Annotated in this window: 14 protein-coding genes; 9 read left to right on the forward strand and 5 right to left on the reverse strand. The window is 40.3% G+C overall.

Annotation, left to right across the window (positions count from 1 at the left end; genetic code table 11):
- Positions 1-7: 7 nt before the first annotated feature.
- Complete coding sequence (locus ABD985_RS16785; protein WP_345373747.1) at positions 8-2,218, forward strand: B12-binding domain-containing radical SAM protein; 2,211 nt, start codon at positions 8-10, stop codon at positions 2,216-2,218.
- A gap of 473 nt (positions 2,219-2,691) precedes the next feature.
- Positions 2,692-3,345 (forward strand): HD domain-containing protein, encoded by a 654-nt coding sequence (locus ABD985_RS16790; protein ID WP_345373749.1) that lies wholly within the window; start codon positions 2,692-2,694, stop codon positions 3,343-3,345.
- 256 nt (positions 3,346-3,601) lie between these two features.
- Here ABD985_RS16790 and htpG read toward each other — a convergent pair whose 3' ends face one another.
- Together htpG and ABD985_RS16800 are read right to left on the reverse strand one after the other, a co-directional pair.
- Positions 3,602-5,470 (reverse strand): molecular chaperone HtpG, encoded by a 1,869-nt coding sequence (htpG, locus tag ABD985_RS16795; protein WP_345373751.1) that lies wholly within the window; start codon positions 5,468-5,470, stop codon positions 3,602-3,604.
- A gap of 198 nt (positions 5,471-5,668) precedes the next feature.
- Complete coding sequence (locus ABD985_RS16800) at positions 5,669-6,403, reverse strand: peptidase associated/transthyretin-like domain-containing protein (RefSeq protein WP_345373753.1); 735 nt, start codon at positions 6,401-6,403, stop codon at positions 5,669-5,671.
- Positions 6,404-6,474: 71 nt separating this feature from the next.
- On the opposite strand from ABD985_RS16800, the gene ABD985_RS16805 reads away from it, so the two are divergent.
- Complete coding sequence (locus ABD985_RS16805) at positions 6,475-7,059, forward strand: 5-formyltetrahydrofolate cyclo-ligase (protein ID WP_345373754.1); 585 nt, start codon at positions 6,475-6,477, stop codon at positions 7,057-7,059.
- 135 nt (positions 7,060-7,194) lie between these two features.
- Here the strand turns inward: ABD985_RS16805 and ABD985_RS16810 are convergent, their stop codons facing one another.
- A complete protein-coding gene (locus ABD985_RS16810; protein ID WP_345373756.1) occupies positions 7,195-7,869 on the reverse strand; it encodes an HAD family hydrolase in 675 nt (224 codons plus the stop codon).
- A 365-nt stretch (positions 7,870-8,234) separates the two neighbouring features.
- Positions 8,235-8,990: a sulfite exporter TauE/SafE family protein gene (locus ABD985_RS16815; RefSeq protein ID WP_345373757.1), complete on the reverse strand. Its 756-nt coding sequence runs from the start codon at positions 8,988-8,990 to the stop codon at positions 8,235-8,237.
- 432 nt (positions 8,991-9,422) lie between these two features.
- Here ABD985_RS16815 and serS point away from each other — a divergent pair, with 432 nt between their 5' ends.
- The 5 genes from serS to ABD985_RS16840 all read left to right on the forward strand — a co-directional run bounded on the left by serS (position 9,423) and on the right by ABD985_RS16840 (position 13,872).
- Positions 9,423-10,694, forward strand: a complete 1,272-nt coding sequence (serS, locus tag ABD985_RS16820) for a serine--tRNA ligase (RefSeq protein WP_345373759.1) — start codon at positions 9,423-9,425, stop codon at positions 10,692-10,694.
- Between the two features lie 150 nt (positions 10,695-10,844).
- Positions 10,845-11,096 carry a 30S ribosomal protein S20 gene (gene rpsT, locus ABD985_RS16825; RefSeq protein ID WP_345373761.1) on the forward strand — a complete coding sequence of 84 codons (252 nt, stop codon included), beginning with the start codon at positions 10,845-10,847 and terminating at the stop codon, positions 11,094-11,096.
- Positions 11,097-11,350: 254 nt separating this feature from the next.
- Entirely contained in the window at positions 11,351-11,680 is a 330-nt protein-coding gene (gene ytxJ / locus ABD985_RS16830; protein ID WP_345373763.1) for a bacillithiol system redox-active protein YtxJ, read from the forward strand.
- Positions 11,681-11,721: 41 nt separating this feature from the next.
- The gene (bshA, locus tag ABD985_RS16835) at positions 11,722-12,867 is read left to right on the forward strand and encodes an N-acetyl-alpha-D-glucosaminyl L-malate synthase BshA (RefSeq protein WP_345373764.1); all 1,146 of its coding nucleotides are present in this window, start codon (positions 11,722-11,724) and stop codon (positions 12,865-12,867) included.
- A 102-nt stretch (positions 12,868-12,969) separates the two neighbouring features.
- Positions 12,970-13,872 (forward strand): TIGR01777 family oxidoreductase, encoded by a 903-nt coding sequence (locus tag ABD985_RS16840; RefSeq protein WP_345373766.1) that lies wholly within the window; start codon positions 12,970-12,972, stop codon positions 13,870-13,872.
- Positions 13,873-13,905: 33 nt separating this feature from the next.
- On the opposite strand, the gene hemA is transcribed toward ABD985_RS16840, so the two are convergent.
- The gene (gene hemA / locus ABD985_RS16845; RefSeq protein ID WP_345373768.1) at positions 13,906-15,171 is read right to left on the reverse strand and encodes a glutamyl-tRNA reductase; all 1,266 of its coding nucleotides are present in this window, start codon (positions 15,169-15,171) and stop codon (positions 13,906-13,908) included.
- A gap of 612 nt (positions 15,172-15,783) precedes the next feature.
- Here hemA and ABD985_RS16850 point away from each other — a divergent pair.
- Positions 15,784-19,038 carry a PAS domain S-box protein gene (locus ABD985_RS16850; RefSeq protein ID WP_345373770.1) on the forward strand — a complete coding sequence of 1,085 codons (3,255 nt, stop codon included), beginning with the start codon at positions 15,784-15,786 and terminating at the stop codon, positions 19,036-19,038.
- Positions 19,039-19,123: the final 85 nt, after the last annotated feature.

Raw genomic sequence — 19,123 nt, forward strand, 5'->3', positions numbered from 1 at the left:
TTGTAGCATGAAAAAAGTAAAAACATTATTGGTTACTCCTCCACTGACACAGCTGAATACACCGTATCCAGCGACTGCTTACCTGAAGGGGTATCTGAATAAGAAGCAGGAAGAGGCCGAGCAAGTAGATTTAGGGATCATGATGATCTTGTCCTTATTCACCAGAAAGGGGCTTGAAGAGGTTTTTGATCAAGCAGAAGAGGTTATTCAGAATTGTTCGGAGGAGGCATTGAGAACGTTCTATTTACAAGATGACTATATCGATACTGTAGAGCCTGTAATACGTTTTTTACAACATGGTGACAGTACTTTGGCGCATCGTATTTGCTCAGGAACATTTTTGCCGGAAGGAGGTCGTTTTGCTCAATTGGAGCAATTGGACTGGGCTTTTGGACAATTGGGTATTGCCGATAAGGCCAAGTATATGGCGACGCTTTATCTGGAAGATATAGGCGATTTTATCATAGAGACCATTACCGAGGATTTTGGATTTAGCAGGTATGCAGAGCGTATTGGGATGTCAGCGACCCACTTTCAGCCAATACAGGAAGCATTGGAAGCTCCTTTGCATATGATTGATGCTTTAATGTTGGATATACTTGATCAGCAACTGCAGGAAAGTAATCCAGATCTGGTAGCTTTGACGGTACCGTTTCCTGGTAATCTCTATGGAGCATTGAAATGTGGCCAATATATCAAGAAACATTACCCTCATATCAAGATTGCCATGGGAGGAGGGTATGTGAATACGGAGTTGAGGGAGTTACAGGATGCAAGTGTATTTGATTATGTGGATTTTATAACCCTTGATGACGGAGAAGGGCCGATCATGCAATTGATTCGTCACTTGAAAGGGGAAGTAGAGGAGCAGCATTTACAGCGTACATTTATCAGAAATGTAACAGGAAATGTAGAATGGGTAGATTTCAAGGTACAGGCCTTTGTACCACACTCAGAAGTAGGTACACCGGACTATACAGGGTTACCGCTAAACGATTACCTTTCTGTACTTGAGGTAGCCAATCCTATGCATCGCTTGTGGAATGATGGACGTTGGAACAAGCTTACGGTAGCGCATGGATGTTATTGGAAGAAGTGCTCTTTTTGTGACATTTCCTTGGATTATATCGGTCGTTATGATGCAGCTCCTGCGAAGTTGATCGTAGACAGAATGGAGGAGTTGGTGATGAGTACGGGACAAACTGGGTTTCACTTCGTAGATGAAGCAGCCCCTCCATTAGCCTTAAGGGATATCTCATTGGAGATTATCCGAAGAGGATTGAAGGTTACTTGGTGGGCGAACATCCGTTTTGAGAAAACCTTTACCCCTGACCTATGTCGATTGATGGCTGCAGCAGGATGTATTGCCGTATCAGGAGGGTTGGAAGTAGCTTCTGATCGCCTGCTAAAGCTTATGGAAAAAGGAGTAGATATTGCACAAGTAGCTCGAGTGACTCATGGGTTTATGCAGGCAGGGATTATGGTACACGCTTATTTGATGTATGGATTCCCTACTCAGACTGAGCAAGAGACGATGGATTCGCTTGAAATAGTTCGTCAATTGTTTGAGCAAGGGTGTATACAGTCAGGGTTCTGGCATTTGTTCTCTATGACAGCTCATGCGCCTATTGGATTGAATCCTGAGAAGTATGGTGTAAAGCGTATAGGTCCGGAGTTTGGTGGATTTGCCAAAAATGATTACCAACACGAAGACCCATCTGGTGCGGATCATCAACTTTTTTCAGAGGGACTCCGAGTATCTATTTTCAATTATATGCATGGAATGGAGTTGCAGACTCCCGTAGAACATTGGTTTGATTTTGATACCCCCCGTCCAACGCATTCTCCACGATTGATAGAAAAAGCAATTAAGGCACAAGCCACAGATGTGGATAAGATGCTTAATCATCGTTTGTTATGGTTGGGTAAAATTCCTTTTGCGGAAGAAGTTGTTGTACAGAAAAAGAAGAAGCAGTTCAAGCAAATGAAACTAACGTTCTTTGACCGTAAGGAGGATTTTGAAATTACCACAAATGCCTCATTGGCCGACTGGTTAGTAGAGTATTTACACTTGGCACATATATACCAAGAGGAAACAGTCACTATTAAGCAACTGAAGGAAGACTATGAAGAACATTTCCAGCGACCTTTAATGGACCTATTAGATAGCTATGTTTGGAAGACACTTCGACAGAAAGGGTTACTGTTAATCAGGTAAGAAAATAAATAGGAAAAAGAAACCTCTTCCTTGGGAAGGATTTTGGATTCAAGGTTGTTTTACTTGTAAAAATATAGTATTATCAATATACGATACTTATTGTCACTCATACTTGGGGTAAGAGTGAGAAAGACACTTTCAAGTTTTGACATTAAACCAAAAGTTCGAAAAGGTTGCTTTGCATAAAGCAACCTTTTTTTATGAATGCTTTACCTGTCATACTACGAACTCGCTTTGTTGAATCGTTGAATTTCACCTTCGGTGAGTTGAATTGAGCTTCGCTCGTTGATTCGAGTTGAACTGTTGATAGAGGTGTATACTAATACTCATACAACATATCAACTCGAATCAACGAGCGAAGCTCAATTCAACCAGCAGCGTAAGCTGCCTCAACGATTCAACAAAGTGGGTTAGCAGTATGATGGTTATTTATCCAGAACCGAAAAATTATGGAATAATAAACTGAAACCGCAATGAATAAAGAACAGATTATTGAGAATACAGCTGCCTATATACAGCAAAAGTTTGAAGGAGAAGGATCAGGACATGACTGGTGGCATATCTATAGGGTATGGAAGAATGCAGAGCATTTGGCGAAAGAAGAGCAAGTAGATCCTTTTATAGTGTCTTTAGGAGCATTATTACATGATATTGCTGACCACAAATTTCATGACGGCGATGATACGGTAGGTCCCCAAAAAGCAGCGGAGTGGCTGGAGTCACAAGGGGTAACAGAGGAAGTCATAGAAAAGGTAAAGACTATTGTAAAAGAGGTGTCTTACAAGGGAGCAGGAGTAGAAACTCCTATGAGTACGTTGGAAGGAGCTGTGGTACAGGATGCTGATCGTTTGGATGCCATAGGAGCAATCGGTATTGCCAGAACATTTGCTTATGGGGGCCATAAAGGCAGGGAAATGTATAACCCCAATATTAAACCGGAATCCCATGATTCTTTTGAGTCTTATAAGAAAAGTACAGGGCCTACCATCAATCATTTCTATGAGAAGTTATTACTCTTGAAGGACCGTATGAATACGACAGCGGCAAAGAAGATGGCTGCAGAGCGACACACCTACATGCAAGCGTTTTTGGAGCAGTTTTACGCTGAGTGGGAAGGAAAAAAATAGTAGGGGCGACCCCACGTGGTCGCCCTATAATCAGCAGTAGTAGTTTAGGATAGCCCCATGTGGCAATGCTGTCAATTTAAGCTGAAAGTAAAAAGGTAGAAACTGGTCTTAGGCTCCAGCCTAAGACCTGCAGCGGGTTTGCACCACGCTCTCTACATACACAATGTCTTTAAGTTGACGATTTTGACATATTCATAAAAAAAGCGCTGCAAATACGTTTGCAGCGCCATAGGATTGATGTTATATAAGTAATACCTTATACCAACTCCAAAGAACGATTAATGAAGTTCGTCAAGTCACTTCCTTTCAACATATTCTGAGAAAGAAGAGCAAGGTCATAGGTATGACGAGCCAGCTTGTGTGCTTCGGCTTCATTCTCTTCTTTCAAGATACGAGCGATTAGAGCGTTGTTGCCATTAAGGATAATGTTTTGGCTTCCTGGCATCATGCCCATACCGAACATTCCGCCTCCGCCTTGCATCTCAGCCATCTCCTGCATACGACGCATAAACTCAGGTTTTACAATGGTAACTGGAGATTCCTCAGCAGAAAGTGCTTCCACTTTTAGTTCCAGGTTCTCATTGCCTAGTGCTTTCTTGTAAAGCTCAACCAATTTAGTTTGCTCGTCCTCAGTTAGCTCATGTTTTGTTTCCTCATCCTTCTCTACCAACTTATCAGCAATATCTGCATCCACACGTTTCATCTGGATTTGCTCCAGTTTGTGCTCTACGTTTTGGATAAAGTGGCTATCGATCATGCTATCCATCTTAAGGATGTTGTAGCCTTTTCTCTTCGCTCCCTCAATATAGCTGTGCTGTAGTCCTTCGTCAGTAGTGTAGATGAAGGTATAGTTATCGTTCTTATCTACTTGATTTTCGCTGATCAGTGACTTGTACTCATCTAAGGTGTATTTCTTGCCATCGATATCTTCCAGCAACAAGAACTTCTTCCCTTTGTCGAAGAACTTGTCGTCCGTCATCATACCGTATTTTGCGAACAAGCCAATGCTTTCCCATTTCTTCTCGTAATCCTCACGGTTGTCACGGAATAACTCATTCAGCTTATCTGCAACCTTACGAGTGATATAGTTACTGATTTTCTTCACTTGCGCATCTGACTGCAAGTAAGAACGAGATACGTTCAATGGAATATCTGGAGAGTCAATTACCCCGTGCATCAAACGAAGGAACTCAGGGACAATATCCTCTACATTGTCGGTGATAAATACCTGACGAGAGTAAAGCTGAATCTTATCCTTGTGAAGGGTGATATCGTTCTTCACTTTCGGGAAGTAAAGAATACCGGTTAGGTTAAATGGATAGTCTACATTCAGGTGAATCCAGAACATAGGCTCTTCAGACATTGGATAAAGATCCTTGTAGAAGTTCAGGTAATCTTCATCCTTAAGTTCCTTAGGGTCTTTTGTCCAAAGTGGATCTGTATTATTGATTACTTTTGGTTGCTCGATCTCCTTGCTGTCATCGCCTTCTCCTTCAGTAATTTTTTCTGTACCGAAACGAATCTCTACTGGCATGAAGCGAGCGTAACGGTTTAGGATACCGCTAATAGTAGCTTCTTCCAAGAACTCTTCAGAGTCTTCGTTTACGTGAAGAACGATCGTTGTTCCTCTGTTTTCTTTCTCTGTGTTTTCGATCTCAAACTCAGTACTTCCGTCACAGCTCCATTTGACAGCCTGTGCACCTTCCTGATAAGACTTTGTGAAGATTTCTACTTCTTTGGATACCATAAAGGCAGAGTAGAAACCAAGACCGAATTTACCAATAATGCTTGAGGTATCTTGATCCTTGAACTTCTCTACGAACTCTGTCGCACCAGAGAAAGCCACTTGGTTGATATATTTCTTCACCTCTTCTTCCGTCATACCGATACCACGGTCAGAGATACTGATGGTCTTCGCTTCCTTATCGATGTCTACTTGTACATATAGCTCGCCCAATTCACCATTGAACTCACCCATAGAAGCAAGTTTCTGAAGCTTTTGTGTAGCGTCAATTGCATTGGCTACCAATTCTCTTAAAAAGATGTCGTGATCTGAGTATAAAAACTTCTTGATGATCGGAAAGATGTTTTCCGTGTTTACCGAAATTCTACCTTTTTCTGCCATTGTTCTAATGATTGTGTATTAATGAATTTAGTATAGCTACTAAATCAGGTATACAAGTTTTATTTTTAATGATGGTTTATGACTCATTAATTTCCTGCCAAGCAGTACTTGTCTCCTTTTTTATCAATACCCGTTCCATTGCGTTTTAAGGTGAAAAATTGTCAGTATTGGATGAAAACTTGACGTTATATGACAGGTTTACTCTGTCACAGCGGCAGAATCAAGAGGGGAGAATAGTAAGGAATCGGGTTTTTGTAGTGATTGTAGTAATGCCTGTTTTTCTTGCTCCTTGATTTTTTTGAGTTTCTCTAATTGTTTTTCACGAGAGGTCCTATAAAAACCTCCAGAACCAGAGTAAGAAGGACCAAATGTAGGGACTACGTTACTTCTGGAGTCAATGAGTTGTTGATTAAACTGCCGGAACATCTCCGTTTGGTCCATTGCAGTTTTATCATAATTATGGAGGTTCTCCAACAGCAGCTTTTTGAGGTCTTGCATATTTTTTTGCATGTTCTCCAACTTGGCCTTTTCAGCATTTTCGACATTCCCATAAGCTATAAAGGCTTCTTTGAACGCTTCTTTGGTTGCTGGAAATGGACGTACAATTACTTCGGAAAGGTATACCTTATCAGGAGAAAGGGGGATATGTACAAAATAGATGACTTCTTGGGTTTCGGGAATTTCTATAGTAATAGGACGGTATCCTTGGTACTTAACCGTTAGACTATCTCCAGGTACAAAAGAGAAGAACGCCCTTCCTTCCAAGTCTGTCGTAACGCCCGTACTGTCGGTAAGTAAGACATGGGCATAAGGTAAGGGAGCTTTGGTGTCAAAATCGGTTACGAGCAAGGAAACACTTAAGCTATCTTGGGTATACCCTTTAAATGTCAGACCAAGAAAAAGCAGGATGAGATATAGTATTTTTCTGTACATATAAATTTATTTGTTTACAGAAAAGAAAACGATTTATCATAAAAGGTTGGAATAGAAGATGTTAAAAAACGTTGAGATATCTTAACCAAACAAAAGCACAAGCCACCAATCACCAAACCACCAACATGAAACAAGAGCTAAGAAAAATATTATTGGAGCATCGTCGAAATATGTCACAGGAAGAAGTTAGCCATTCTTCGAACATCATTTGGAAGCAATTAAAAGATTGGATAGAGGAGCATACCCCCGATGTTATTCATACCTATTTACCAATTCAGAATGAGGTAGACACATTACCACTAGTGAGGTATGCTTTAGAGAAAGGGCACAAGGTGGTCGTTCCTAAAACTTTGAAAAATCGAGCACTTAAGCATTGTGTGTTGCATAGCTTGTCTGAACTGGAAACTGGTAAATTTGGGACACTTCATCCTACGACAGAGGAAGAATATGAGGGACGCTATGATTTGATTGTTATACCCGCAGTAGGGTATGATCATGAAGGTAACCGATTGGGGTATGGGGCAGGGTATTATGATACCTTTTTACAAGACCATCCGGAAGCAATGAAGGTGGGGTTGGCGCATAGCTTTCAAATGGTTGATCACCTATCGGTGGAGGAACATGATATTCCCGTGGATCATGTATTTTGTTCATAATGTTGAATCGTTGAATTGAGCTTCGCTCGTTGATTCGAGTTGAACTGTTAATTGAGATGTATACTAATACTCATAGAACATATCAACTCGAATCAACGAGCGAAGCTCAATTCAACGATTCAACGATTCAACAATTTAAACGAATATTCCAATCTGCTCCACCAAAGCAGGTAGTTCACTCATATCGTTGATGACATAGTGTGCTCCGAGGTTTTTCAACGTTTCTCCATATCCATCCAGAATATGGCTGGCTCCTGTAAATCCGATGACGGTCATACCTGCTGCTACCGCTGCATTTACCCCACTTCTACTATCCTCAATAACGACTACTTCAGAAGGAGTCACTTTTTCTTTCTGGGCGGCATGTAGGTAAATATCTGGTGCAGGTTTAGGGTTTTCTACGAGTTCTACGGCGGAGTATACCCTATCCTGAAAACTATCTTTCAGGTTAACCATTTCTATCGCCTTTCGTACGTGTGAGCTGATACTGTTGGAAACACATGCTTTGGGAAGGGGAATACTCTCATAAGCTTCTTTGACGCCCCTGATGCCTTTTAGTTCCTTCGCATTTCGGATTAATAGGCGCTCTTCAATATCCTCTAAAAAGTTCGTAGGGATGTGTACTCCTTCATTTTCTCGGAAGTGCTTCATAATACCCGTAAAAGTGGTTCCAGACCAAGTACGTAGGTATTCTTGCATATCGATATGGGCACCTTGTGCCTTTAGGTAATCTACCATTACCCCTGCTGCGATGATCTCACTGTCAATGATGACACCATCACAGTCACTAATCATAAAGTTGATGTTCATTAGTCTATCTGTCTTGTTGTTGATACCGCTACACAGCGTATGTTAGTTGAGCTTCGCTCGTTCATGATGTTTAGTTGTTTATCGCTTATTGCTTATCGTTTAACCATAAAACAGCTTAACAAGCCACTCGAATGTTTTAATAAAACAATTTGTTCATAGTGTTTAGTGGAGCTTCGCTCGTTCACAATGTTTATTTGAAATAAACTCCGAAAAGTTTAACGGAATTAGTGATTAATCGTTCTTCTTATTAAGGAGAAATAACGAATAGGTATAAGTTTTAAGCACCATATAATCGATTCAACAACTAAACATTATGAACGAGCGAAGCTCAATTAAACAAATTGAACAAACGCTTAATTACTATACTATAAAAAGAATGTTTTCACAATCGTAATGGAAATCATGACAATCATAATCCATTTGATCCATTTATCGATTCCCTCAATTTTTGTGAGATATCGGTTTGTGATCCAGGTACCGCTTAATTGACCTATAGCCAGGAGAATGGCGGCAAGCCATAAGATTTGGCCCTGAAAGACAAAGATAAGAACTACAGGTAAGCTATAAAGGGCAATGATTAACATTTTGATCGCATTGCTCCGAATAAGGGGCATAGAGGCAGAGAGGGATAGGGAAACAATGATCAAGATACCGATACCAGCCTGTACAAACCCTCCATAAAAACCAATCGCATAAAACAGGGGAATAAAATACCATCGGAAGAGGTCCTGTCCTAAGGTTTGTATACGTTTATTACCTGTAGAAGGCTTGATAAGAATGGAGAATAACATAAAGACCATTAGCGCACCTACAATATCCTCCATATGTTCTGTGGAAATATCTGTGGCAATATAGGCCCCCGTTAAGGCGCCCAATAAAGATGGAATGATGAAGATGAGGCTTTGTTTTACATTGAGTAGACCGGAGCGATGAAAGGTATAGGCACCAGAGATATTCTGCACTAGAATCCCTAGCCGATTGGTACCATTGGCTAGTGGAGCGGGCACCCCCATGAATAAAAGTAACGATAAGGTAAAGATAGACCCACCCCCTGCAAGGGTATTGACCACACCTGCGGCAATGCCTGCAGATAGATAGGCCGTTAATTCCAACAATTCCATAAGTATAGGCAGTCAAAAACAAGGTAGGAAAAGTACTACTTTTCTAACGCTTCTTAAAAAATCATCGAAATATGCACGTGCGTTTTTTGAAAGAAAGAAATGGAGATACTCAAAGAGTATGGGAAATCTTCATGATTATTATCTAAAATTTTCAATTTATCTCCCATTTCTATAATAACATACCCGATAAGTCATAAATGTTTACTTATATTTGTTTGTACGCTTGAGTTCCACGTCCTAAGGGGATTTTTATAGCATGTAAGCCTTTTGGGAATTGTATGGATTATGAGAGTGGAAATACCTATCTTTTTCCTTTCTGATCCATTTTGCTATGCCTTGTATTTTTGTGGATACAATGATACCTTTTACAAGAGATGAAGAAAGCAGGTGTGCGATTATTTATTCATGGTGAACTACTAGATTTAGTTAATAATGCTTCAAGTTGCATATATAAGAGAGCATAAGGAGGCCGTAATTAAAGGTCTTCAGAAGAAACGTTTGGAAGATGCGGAAGCAATGGTAGAGAAAGCGCTCAAATTAGATGAGGAGCGTAGAGGCTGTCAAAAAGAAAGAGATGATGCTTTGGCTGAAGCCAACCAAACTAACCGCCAAATTGGCGCCTTGATGAAAGAAGGCAAGAAAGATGAAGCCATGGCGGTAAGGGCAAAGGCAGGTGAGCTGAAAGAGCGTTCTAAAACGTTGGCTGACCGTGTGACTGAGTTGGAGGAAGAGTTGAAAAGCTTGCTTTACCAAATTCCTAACGTACCACATGAAAGTGTACCGGAAGGTAACGGAGAAGATGACAACGTAGTGGTATACGAGAAAGGGGAGAAACCAACATTGGCAGAAGATGCGAAGGCACATTGGGACCTGATCGACCAATATGATATTATTGATTTTGAGTTAGGGAATAAAGTAACCGGAGCAGGTTTTCCATTCTATAAAGGAAAAGGTGCCCGTTTGCAACGTGCGTTGGTGAGTTTCTTCCTGGATGAGGCCGTTGATAATGGTTATATGGAAGTACAACCTCCTATCGTGATCAATGAAGCTTCAGGAATCGGTACAGGACAGCTTCCTGATAAGGAAGGACAGATGTACCATATTGAGAACCACGACTTCTATTTGATTCCTACAGCCGAGGTGCCGATTACAAACATGTATCGTGATGTGATTCTAGAAGAAAAAGACCTTCCTCAAAAGGTTGCTGGTTTTACGCCTTGTTTCCGTCGTGAAGCTGGAAACTGGGGAGCACACGTAAGAGGGTTGAACCGTTTGCACCAATTTGATAAAGTAGAGCTGGTACGCATCGAGAAGCCGGAAGATTCTTATCAAGTATTGGACGAGATGTGTGCGCATGTAGAAGGGTTGTTGCAAAAGCTAGAATTACCTTATCGTAAGTTGCTATTGTGCGGAGGAGATATTAGTTTTAACGCTGCCCTTTGCTACGATATGGAAGTGTGGTCTGCAGGACAGGGACGCTGGTTGGAAGTAAGTTCTGTGAGTAATTTTGAGAACTATCAGGCAAACCGCTTAAAACTGCGTTATAGAGATGGTAAGCAGACACGTTTGTTGCATACACTAAATGGTAGTGCTTTGGCATTACCAAGAATTTTGGCCGCTATCTTGGAAAATAACCAAACGCCAGAGGGCATCAAAATTCCTAAGGTATTGCACAAATACACAGGTTTTGAGATCATTGACTAAGAATTTCTTAGGAATATTTATAGATATATACAGGATTACCTTGACAAAACTTTTGCTTTATTGATCAGAATGTCATAGTTTTGCATTCCGTTTTGAAGGGTGTATATAGTTAATACATTTAAGTAAGAATTATTTTTAATTTTATATAAAATGGCTAATCATAAATCTGCGAAGAAAAGAATTCGTTCGAATGAGGCGAAACGTCTAAGAAATAGATATCAGTTGAAAACTACTCGTACGTTCATTAAAAAACTAAGAGCGGCAACTGATAAAGCAGAGGCAGAAGAGCTTTTGAAAAAAGTTTCGTCTATGTTGGATAAATTGGCAAAGAAAAATATTATCCACAAAAATAACGCTGCCAACAAAAAATCTAAATTGACTAGATTTGTAAACAGCATCTAATCCTTTTTACGAGGAGAAAGATATACAACCGGATTCTACTATGTTAGAGTCCGGTTTTTTTATATCCGATAATTTACAAAAAAGAGGTCTTTGTGTAGGCTCTTGCCTCATATGTGTAGACCCTTACCTCACGGCAAGGGTTCGCTTATTCCCTGAACATTATCAGTCAACAAAGAGTTATTATCTTTGTGTCTATACATTACATAAAAACAACTACAATAGGTCTGCAGCGAAGACCAAAAAATAAATAAGTTATGGATTGGAATAGTTTGACGTCAGTTGAGCAACTGCAAGAAATCAAGGAAATATCAAAAAATGAGAAGGTATTGATCTTTAAGCACAGTACCCGTTGTTCTATAAGTGCTATGGCTTTGAATCGCCTGGAGAGAGCCTGGAAAGAAGAGACCCCCATAAAGCCTTATCTATTAGATTTGATTAGCTACAGGGATGTTTCTAATCAGGTAGCTCAAGAGTTTGCGGTTGATCATCAGTCTCCACAGGTATTGGTGATTGAGAATGGGATTTGTGTCTATGACACCTCACATATGGGAATCAGTTATAATGCAGTGGTAGCCGCTCACTAATTTAATTTTGGTGACCGGCGTTTACTTACTAAAAAGCACTTATGAAACTTAAAATAGGTATTGTTTGCTATCCCACTTATGGCGGAAGTGGAGTAGTAGCAACAGAGCTGGGAAAAGCACTGGCGGAGACAGGTCGTTATGATGTTCATTTTATAACGTATAATCAGCCTACGCGCCTGGATTTTTTCAATGAAAATCTTTTTTATCATAAAGTAGATATTCGTACATATCCTTTGTTTAAGTACCCTCCTTATGAGCTAGCATTGGCCAGTAGTATGGTGAATGTTGTACGGAATGAGAAACTGGATTTATTGCATGTACATTATGCAATTCCTCATGCCTCGGCCGCTTATATGGCAAAGCAAATCCTGAAAAGTGAGGGCTATGATATTCCATTTGTGACCACTTTACATGGTACAGATATTACCTTAGTAGGAAAAGAGGAGACGTTTGAGCCAGTAGTTTCTTTTAGTATAAATGAATCAGATGGTGTAACGGCAGTGTCAGATAGCTTAAAGCAGGAGACACATGAATACTTTGGAATACGGGATACAACCGATATTAAGGTTATCCATAACTTTATTGACTTGGACCGTTTCCGTAAGCACCCTAAAGACCATTTCAAGAAAGCGATTTGCCCCAACGGAGAAAAGTTGATTATTCACATTTCTAATATGAGAAAGGTGAAAAGGGCGGCAGATGTGATTGAAGTGTTTAAGAAAGTATCTAAGGAGGTGCCAGCCAAGTTATTGATGGTGGGAGATGGCCCTGAACGTACACACTTGGAAGAGATGTGTTATGAGTGCCAAATCTGTGGAGATGTTCGCTTCCTTGGAAAACTAGAACAGATTGAGGAAGTATTATCTGTGGCAGATCTTTTTGTGATGCCTTCCGAAAAAGAGAGCTTTGGATTGGCTGCCTTGGAGGCAATGGCTTGTGAGGTACCTGTAATCTCATCGAACGCAGGAGGACTTCCTGAACTAAATATTAATGGGGTAACCGGCTTTATGAGTGAAGTGGGAGATGTAGAGGATATGGCCAAAAATGCCATTCATATTTTGCAGGATGAGAATTTAGCGACCTTTAAGGCTAATGCACTTAAGAGAGCGCAAGAATTTGAAATTTCGAATATTAGGCCTAAGTATGAAGCCTTGTATGAGGAAGTGATGGCGAAGTACAGAAAGTAATATACCACTTATTGGTTATCGCTTATTGTTTATAGACGATAAGCGATAACCAATAAATACACCCTTAATACGTAACCCAACGAATACGACCAACGATTACTCATGAAAAAAAATGTATTAATTACTGGAGGTACTGGCTTGTTAGGGCAGGCTATTACAGATATTTTGCTAAATAAGGGGTACAGTGTTAGTTACCTCTCCCGAAAGGCAAGAACGGGCGATAAGGTTAAATACTATCAATGGGACCCAGAGAAAGGGATGATAGATCCTGAAGCAATTCAACAAGCCCATTATATTATTCATTTGGCAGGAGCTAATGTAGGAGGACAACGATGGACAGAAGCTTATAAGGCGAAGATCGTTAATAGTAGGGTGCAATCCGGAAAATTATTGTCTGACAAGCTAAAGGAGTTAGATCATCAGGTAGAAGCATTTATTTCAGCCTCAGCAGTAGGGTATTACGGGCATACAGGAGGTCAGCTGATCACAGAGAGTGCTGAGGCAGGGAGCGACTTTCTGGCAGGGGTTTGTGTAGCTTGGGAAAAATCTACACAGCCTATTGTCGATCAAGGCATTCGGGGCGTATGGATTCGTATAGGAGTGGTACTAGCAGAAGGAGGAGGCGCTTTAGCTAAGATGGTGTTACCTGTGAAGTATATGGTAGGATCTCCTTTAGGTTCAGGCAAACAGTATGTGTCCTGGATACATATTGAGGATATAGCACGTCTTTTTGTGTTTGCCCTGGAGAATGAGCAAATGAAAGGAGTATATAATGGGGCAGCACCTATCCCTGTCACCAATAAGGAATTAACAGAAACAATAGCTAAAGTATTGGGAAGACCCATACTTTTACCTAATGTGCCGGAATTTGCTTTACGACTTTTATTGGGGGAGCAAGCGGATATCGTATTGAAAGGCTGTAAGGTGTATACAGGGAAAATTAAGCATCAAGGCTTTACGTTTAAACATCCTGACTTGCAAGAAGCATTAAAAGGTTTGCTTTAAAAAAGGAGATGGCTGCAGCCATCTCCTTTTTATTTATTTCTTTGTTGTATTCGTCTTTTCAAGGTCAAACAAGTCATGCAAGACCTCTGCGAGTGTATTGGCCTCATCCCTTTTACATGCTGCTTTGAGCTGTAGAACAGGAATTTTAATGATCTTGTTCATGATATTCATTGTGATCTTTTCCACTTTATCCGCTTCGTCTTCCGAAAGACTTTTCAAGTGCTTACGGATTTCTTCTTGGCGGATCTGCTCTAAAGAGTTTTTCAGCTTTTGTATTGTAGGGGAGAAAACCATCTCCTGTGCCCATTGACTAAATTCTGTCAATGTCTCTTCAATGATATTTTTTACGTGAGGAACGGCTTTTTTACGTTTTTCTAAAGCCTTATCCGCTCGGTTGTTGATGTCATCTACCGTGTAGACCAAAACGCCAGGGATTTGTTCTACCTCGTGAGCTACAGAGCGAGGGACTGAGAGATCTACAAAGCACTTAAATGCAAGAATATCCATCTCATTGACACGCTCTTTATGGAAGAAGTCTGGAACAGCTACTGAGGAAATAATAACATCAGCTTCCTTAGAAGCATGCCACACATGACTGAAGTCGATCGCTTCAAAGCCACATTCTTCGGCTAAAGCTTCTGCCTTGGAGAAGGTTCTGTTACAGATTTGTACGTCTGTAATATCTGTATTCAATAAGTTGCGGACTACATCTTCCCCAATTTCACCTACGCCTACGACCAATATCTTAGGCTGGTGGATGTCATTGGTCAGTTCTTCCACCATTTCAACAGCTGCATAGGATACAGAGGCCGCTCCGTCACGGAAGGCAGTCTCTTGAGCTACGCGTTTGTTGGTATAGAAAATACTGTGCATCAATCGGTGAAGGAAAGGTCCTGCCATATCGGCATCAGCACTTTGTTGGTAAGAGCGTTTCACTTGATTGGAGATTTGTATATCTCCAACAACCTGAGATTCCAAGCCCATAGAAACACTGAACAGATGCCATAGTGCTTCCTGTGGATCGGTGATATTAGCGAAAAGATCTGTAGCGTCTTCTGAAGGAATCCCTTTTTGTACACACAAAAGTTTGATTAAGGGTATGGAAAGGTCTTCAGAAGCAGAGTAATAAACTTCTGTACGGTTACAGGTAGAAACAATCAGGGCTTCTTGTATGCCGATGGTCTCTTTTATCTTTAACAATACGTCTGCATATTCCCCTTCCTGTATGGAAAATTGCCCCCTGATTTCCAGCGGTGCGGTTTTATATGAAAGGGAAATGGCTTTAAAGTTGTTTTGCATTGCCTAAGCGTTTAAAAAACAGTTTCTGTCAATGATCATGGCTTCCTTGGATGTTTTACGTATATCTTCTTACATTCCTTGTGTTCATACAGTACAAAATGTAAGGTGATATCACGTAGTATACAATAATGCCAATGATTATCCTGTAAACCAATGATCTTCCTCAATAGATAAAGATGAGGAATGTCAGAACTTCACTGACGAATGTTTTTCCATTAGAAAACGATTAAACTTTGAGAAGTGACAAATTTAATTAAATATATCCTGAATATTAACCTTTTATAGGAGCTTCCTGTTCAAAAAAAAGGATTTTTCACAGATTTAAGCACACAGATGTTATTTTAAGGGGTAAGAAACACTTATTGCATTGGTAATATTTTTAGATATTAATTGTGATAAATCCTTCTGAATTAATTTTTTACTAAATAACTGTACTGTAAATGCCAAATAATATTGGTATATTACTTTACATGTTCAAGTATGTTATCCTGATCCTTACAGGAAACTTAAATTAAAGAGTAAAAAACTTTTAATCGGAATAGTATAGGGTTTGTCCTCTCACTTACAATTAACTATCACACTTCAAAAGGCCTAATTTGTTATTAGTACGTAATGAATCGCACAGAACACCATCAGATTAAAAACCAGTTGGCGGCATTGTCTGCTCGTTTGCAGCGCTTGAATCATTCATTGAGTGAAGAACCTTCTGCGGAAGAAACAACCGTAGCCTGTAATCCAAGATTGCTAAAAGAGCTTTCTGATGAACTGATGGAGTTATCAGGGAGTTTACAGGCTTCTGATAACTTATATTATCGTTTGCGTGAAGGTGATATGGCAGTCGTCTGTTGCGACAGAGAGGGGGAGGTTGTGGCTGCTAACCATGCTTTTGAGCAACTGAGCTTATTGAAGGAAGATGCGATTAAAGGGTATGCATTTAAGCAACTATTTGAGGTAGGTGCTAGCCAAACTCCTGACTTTTCCCAAGATTTTTTTATTTACAAAGCAAAGCTTAAAGGCCCTTTTCAACAGCCTTATGTCAGTGTGCGAGGAATGAAAGATCAGGAACTGACGGTCCTATTGATAGAAAATATTACTTCTTATGTTCTGGCAGCTGAAAAATATACTCGGGACGATCAGGAATTAAAAGAGTTCTTCTCTCAATCCAGTGATTTTATTATTGTTTTTGATGAGCAAGGAAATATTCTGTTTGCCAATGACTCTTGTAGCAGTGGCTTGGGAATCATGGAAGGGGATATGCTGGAACAGAATCTTTTTGAGCTTCTCCTAGAGAAGGACAAAGGGACGTTTGAGAAGCTTTTAGAAAGGGTGGTTGAAACAAACCAATCTAGTTTCCTGGATATTCGTATGAAGGGAAAGGACAAGGTCTTTAGCCTGCGTGGACATGTGGCTTGCAAGAAATCTTATAACATGAAGCAGCCGAATGTCTTCCGTATGTTTTTGGTAGACATGACGGATAAGCTGATGACGGAAGAGGCGATGGATCGCAGTAAATCCCGTTTGGAGGCAATGTTTGAGAGTGGAGAGCAATTGAAATGGGTAATTAATCCTCATGGACGATTTGTGAAGGTCAATCACAAGTTTCAGCAATACATGCTATCGTTGGGGACGCTGATTAATAAAAACGATTTTGTTTACCATCTAAAGAATATTAGAAGACCACAGATTAACTTTTGGGAAAGACGGTATGTAAAAGCCTTCAAAGGTGAAAATCTGAAGTTTGAATGGAGTACGCGTAATGCCGATGGCTCCGAAAAGTGGTTAGAAGTACAGCTTAGTCCCGTTCGTTATAAGGATGATAGTATCAGGGAAGTATATGCCGTAGCGACAGATGTGACCGAGCGAAAAGTTTTGGAAACCAAACTGAAAGAGAGTGAAGGGGTTTTCCGAACCATCTTCCAGTCCTTGAAAGATGTGGTTTACTTCAAGGCTGATATGGAAGGAAATATATTGATGATTTCTCCTTCTATCTATGAGATGCTCGGAGTAACAGAAGAAGATGCTTTGAGCAAGAAGTTGACAGATTTCTATTTGGATAAGAAATCCCTGAAAGAAGAGGTTTATCCTGAGCTGAAGAAAAATAAAATCGTCAAAGATTCTTTACATCCAGTAAGAAATAAAGTGACTGGAGAAGAGAAGTATATCTCTTTGACCTTCTGGTTATCAAAGACCGAGAATGATAATTGGGAGATTCAAGGAGTAGCGAAGGACGTAACCGAATGGAAAAAGCTGAAAGATAGCTTAGAAGATGAACGTAATAAGGCGATAGATGTCAATGAGGTGCGCCGATTGTTCCTTTCTAAGATGAGTCATGAGATGCGTACACCGCTGAATGGAATTATGGGAGAGCTGCAACTACTGCAAGATACTCATTTACAGTTGGAGCAGGTCAAACATATGGAGACGATTATGACCACGACCATGACGCTGCAGCAGATTATTGATGATATACTTGATCTATCCAAGATAGAAGCAGAGATGATGGATCTTAACTTGAGGCCTGTCAACCTGATGTATACCATGGATAAGATTCATGAGGTGAATGTAACAGCAGCACGTGCAAAGGGAGTTGAATTTAAAATCACCTTTAATCGTCAGCCTACTGAAATCTTCATGATTGATGAACTGCGCTTTATACAGATCTTGAATAACCTGGTGAGTAATGCAATTAAGTATACTCCAGAGGGAGAGGTGCATGTGCAGGTAATTTGTTCTCCTAAGTTTACGAACAGCCGTCGTTGGGTATTTTATGTTAGTGTAAAAGATACTGGAGTAGGAATTAGTGAGGCCGACATGGAGAAACTATTTGATCCTTATACAAGGGTCAATCATCCTTATTCCAAGACGCTTAAGGGAACAGGTTTGGGCTTGCCTATTGCGAGGGAACTGGCTGTTTTGATGGGTGGAGAATTAGGGGTTGATTCTGTAGAGGGAGAAGGAAGTACATTTTGGTTTTCTATTGAGGCAGATACTACTACTCAGGAAGAAACCAATAAGCCTTCTAAAATAGGCAATGTATTTACGCATTGTTTTGTTGAAGCTCCTAAATTACTGTTTGTCGATGATTTTAAAACGAACCGACATATAGGACGAAGTATACTATTGAAGTTGGGATGTGAAGTGGATGAGGCTGCGGATGGACAGCAGGCAGTGGAAAAAGCCTTGAGCAAGGATTATGATCTCATATTTATGGATATACAGATGCCTGTGATGAATGGGTTGGAAGCCACCGCAAAAATCCATGAAGTACGTCCAGATTGGAAGATTCCTATTATTGCCTTAACGGCTTTCACGATGGAAGAGGAAATCCAGGAGTTCTTGGATGCAGGCTTAGATGATGTGCTTCCTAAACCTATTGATACACCGCGTATGGTCGAGTGCTTATTGGAGCATTTGAATAGAGGAGAAAAGCAGTTTGAGATGAAGGAGCGGGAGGCTTCTGTTATTGTCGATGTACCGAAGCCAGTTAAAAAATCCTATGCTCTCAATAAAGATTTATTAGGAGAGGATGGTAGTGTGGTAATACAGATCTCTTTTCCACAACAACTGAGCAAGTATGGAGGTGAAGAGCTAATAGCCATGTCTTACGAAGAGTTCTGTCAGGATATAGAAGTCTTGTTCCAACATATTGAAAAAGGATTGGAAGAGGAAGACCTGGAAGGAATTCGTGGGGATATGCATACGATTAAAGGAGCTGCTGCCCAACTAGGAATAGTAAAGTTATCGGAGAAAGCCCGTATTGGGGAGCAGAAGCTAAAAGCTGAAAATGCCAGTGACTTGCGAGAGGATTTTCTGGCTATCCGTAGAGCCTTTGAAGAGTTTAAGCAAGTATTGGAAGAATGGAAATAGGACCAATGTGATAGAAAATGGAAATATTAGTTTTTTTTGAGTCTAATATTTTACATATATTAATATTAAATACCATCTTCGTAAG

This window comes from Algivirga pacifica (assembly GCF_039543525.1).
In the GTDB taxonomy this organism is placed as follows: domain Bacteria; phylum Bacteroidota; class Bacteroidia; order Cytophagales; family Flammeovirgaceae; genus Algivirga; species Algivirga pacifica.

Excerpts from the sequence above, each read along its gene's own strand:
- hemA (WP_345373768.1), bottom strand. The coding sequence starts at position 15,171 with ATGCAAAACAACTTTAAAGCCATTTCCCTTTCATATAAAACCGCACCG.
- bshA (WP_345373764.1), top strand. The coding sequence starts at position 11,722 with ATGAAACTTAAAATAGGTATTGTTTGCTATCCCACTTATGGCGGAAGT.
- ABD985_RS16850 (WP_345373770.1), top strand. The coding sequence starts at position 15,784 with ATGAATCGCACAGAACACCATCAGATTAAAAACCAGTTGGCGGCATTG.
- htpG (WP_345373751.1), bottom strand. The coding sequence starts at position 5,470 with ATGGCAGAAAAAGGTAGAATTTCGGTAAACACGGAAAACATCTTTCCG.
- ABD985_RS16800 (WP_345373753.1), bottom strand. The coding sequence starts at position 6,403 with ATGTACAGAAAAATACTATATCTCATCCTGCTTTTTCTTGGTCTGACA.
- ABD985_RS16790 (WP_345373749.1), top strand. The coding sequence starts at position 2,692 with ATGAATAAAGAACAGATTATTGAGAATACAGCTGCCTATATACAGCAA.
- ABD985_RS16840 (WP_345373766.1), top strand. The coding sequence starts at position 12,970 with ATGAAAAAAAATGTATTAATTACTGGAGGTACTGGCTTGTTAGGGCAG.
- ABD985_RS16785 (WP_345373747.1), top strand. The coding sequence starts at position 8 with ATGAAAAAAGTAAAAACATTATTGGTTACTCCTCCACTGACACAGCTG.
- serS (WP_345373759.1), top strand. The coding sequence starts at position 9,423 with ATGCTTCAAGTTGCATATATAAGAGAGCATAAGGAGGCCGTAATTAAA.
- rpsT (WP_345373761.1), top strand. The coding sequence starts at position 10,845 with ATGGCTAATCATAAATCTGCGAAGAAAAGAATTCGTTCGAATGAGGCG.
- ytxJ (WP_345373763.1), top strand. The coding sequence starts at position 11,351 with ATGGATTGGAATAGTTTGACGTCAGTTGAGCAACTGCAAGAAATCAAG.
- ABD985_RS16810 (WP_345373756.1), bottom strand. The coding sequence starts at position 7,869 with ATGAACATCAACTTTATGATTAGTGACTGTGATGGTGTCATCATTGAC.
- ABD985_RS16815 (WP_345373757.1), bottom strand. The coding sequence starts at position 8,990 with ATGGAATTGTTGGAATTAACGGCCTATCTATCTGCAGGCATTGCCGCA.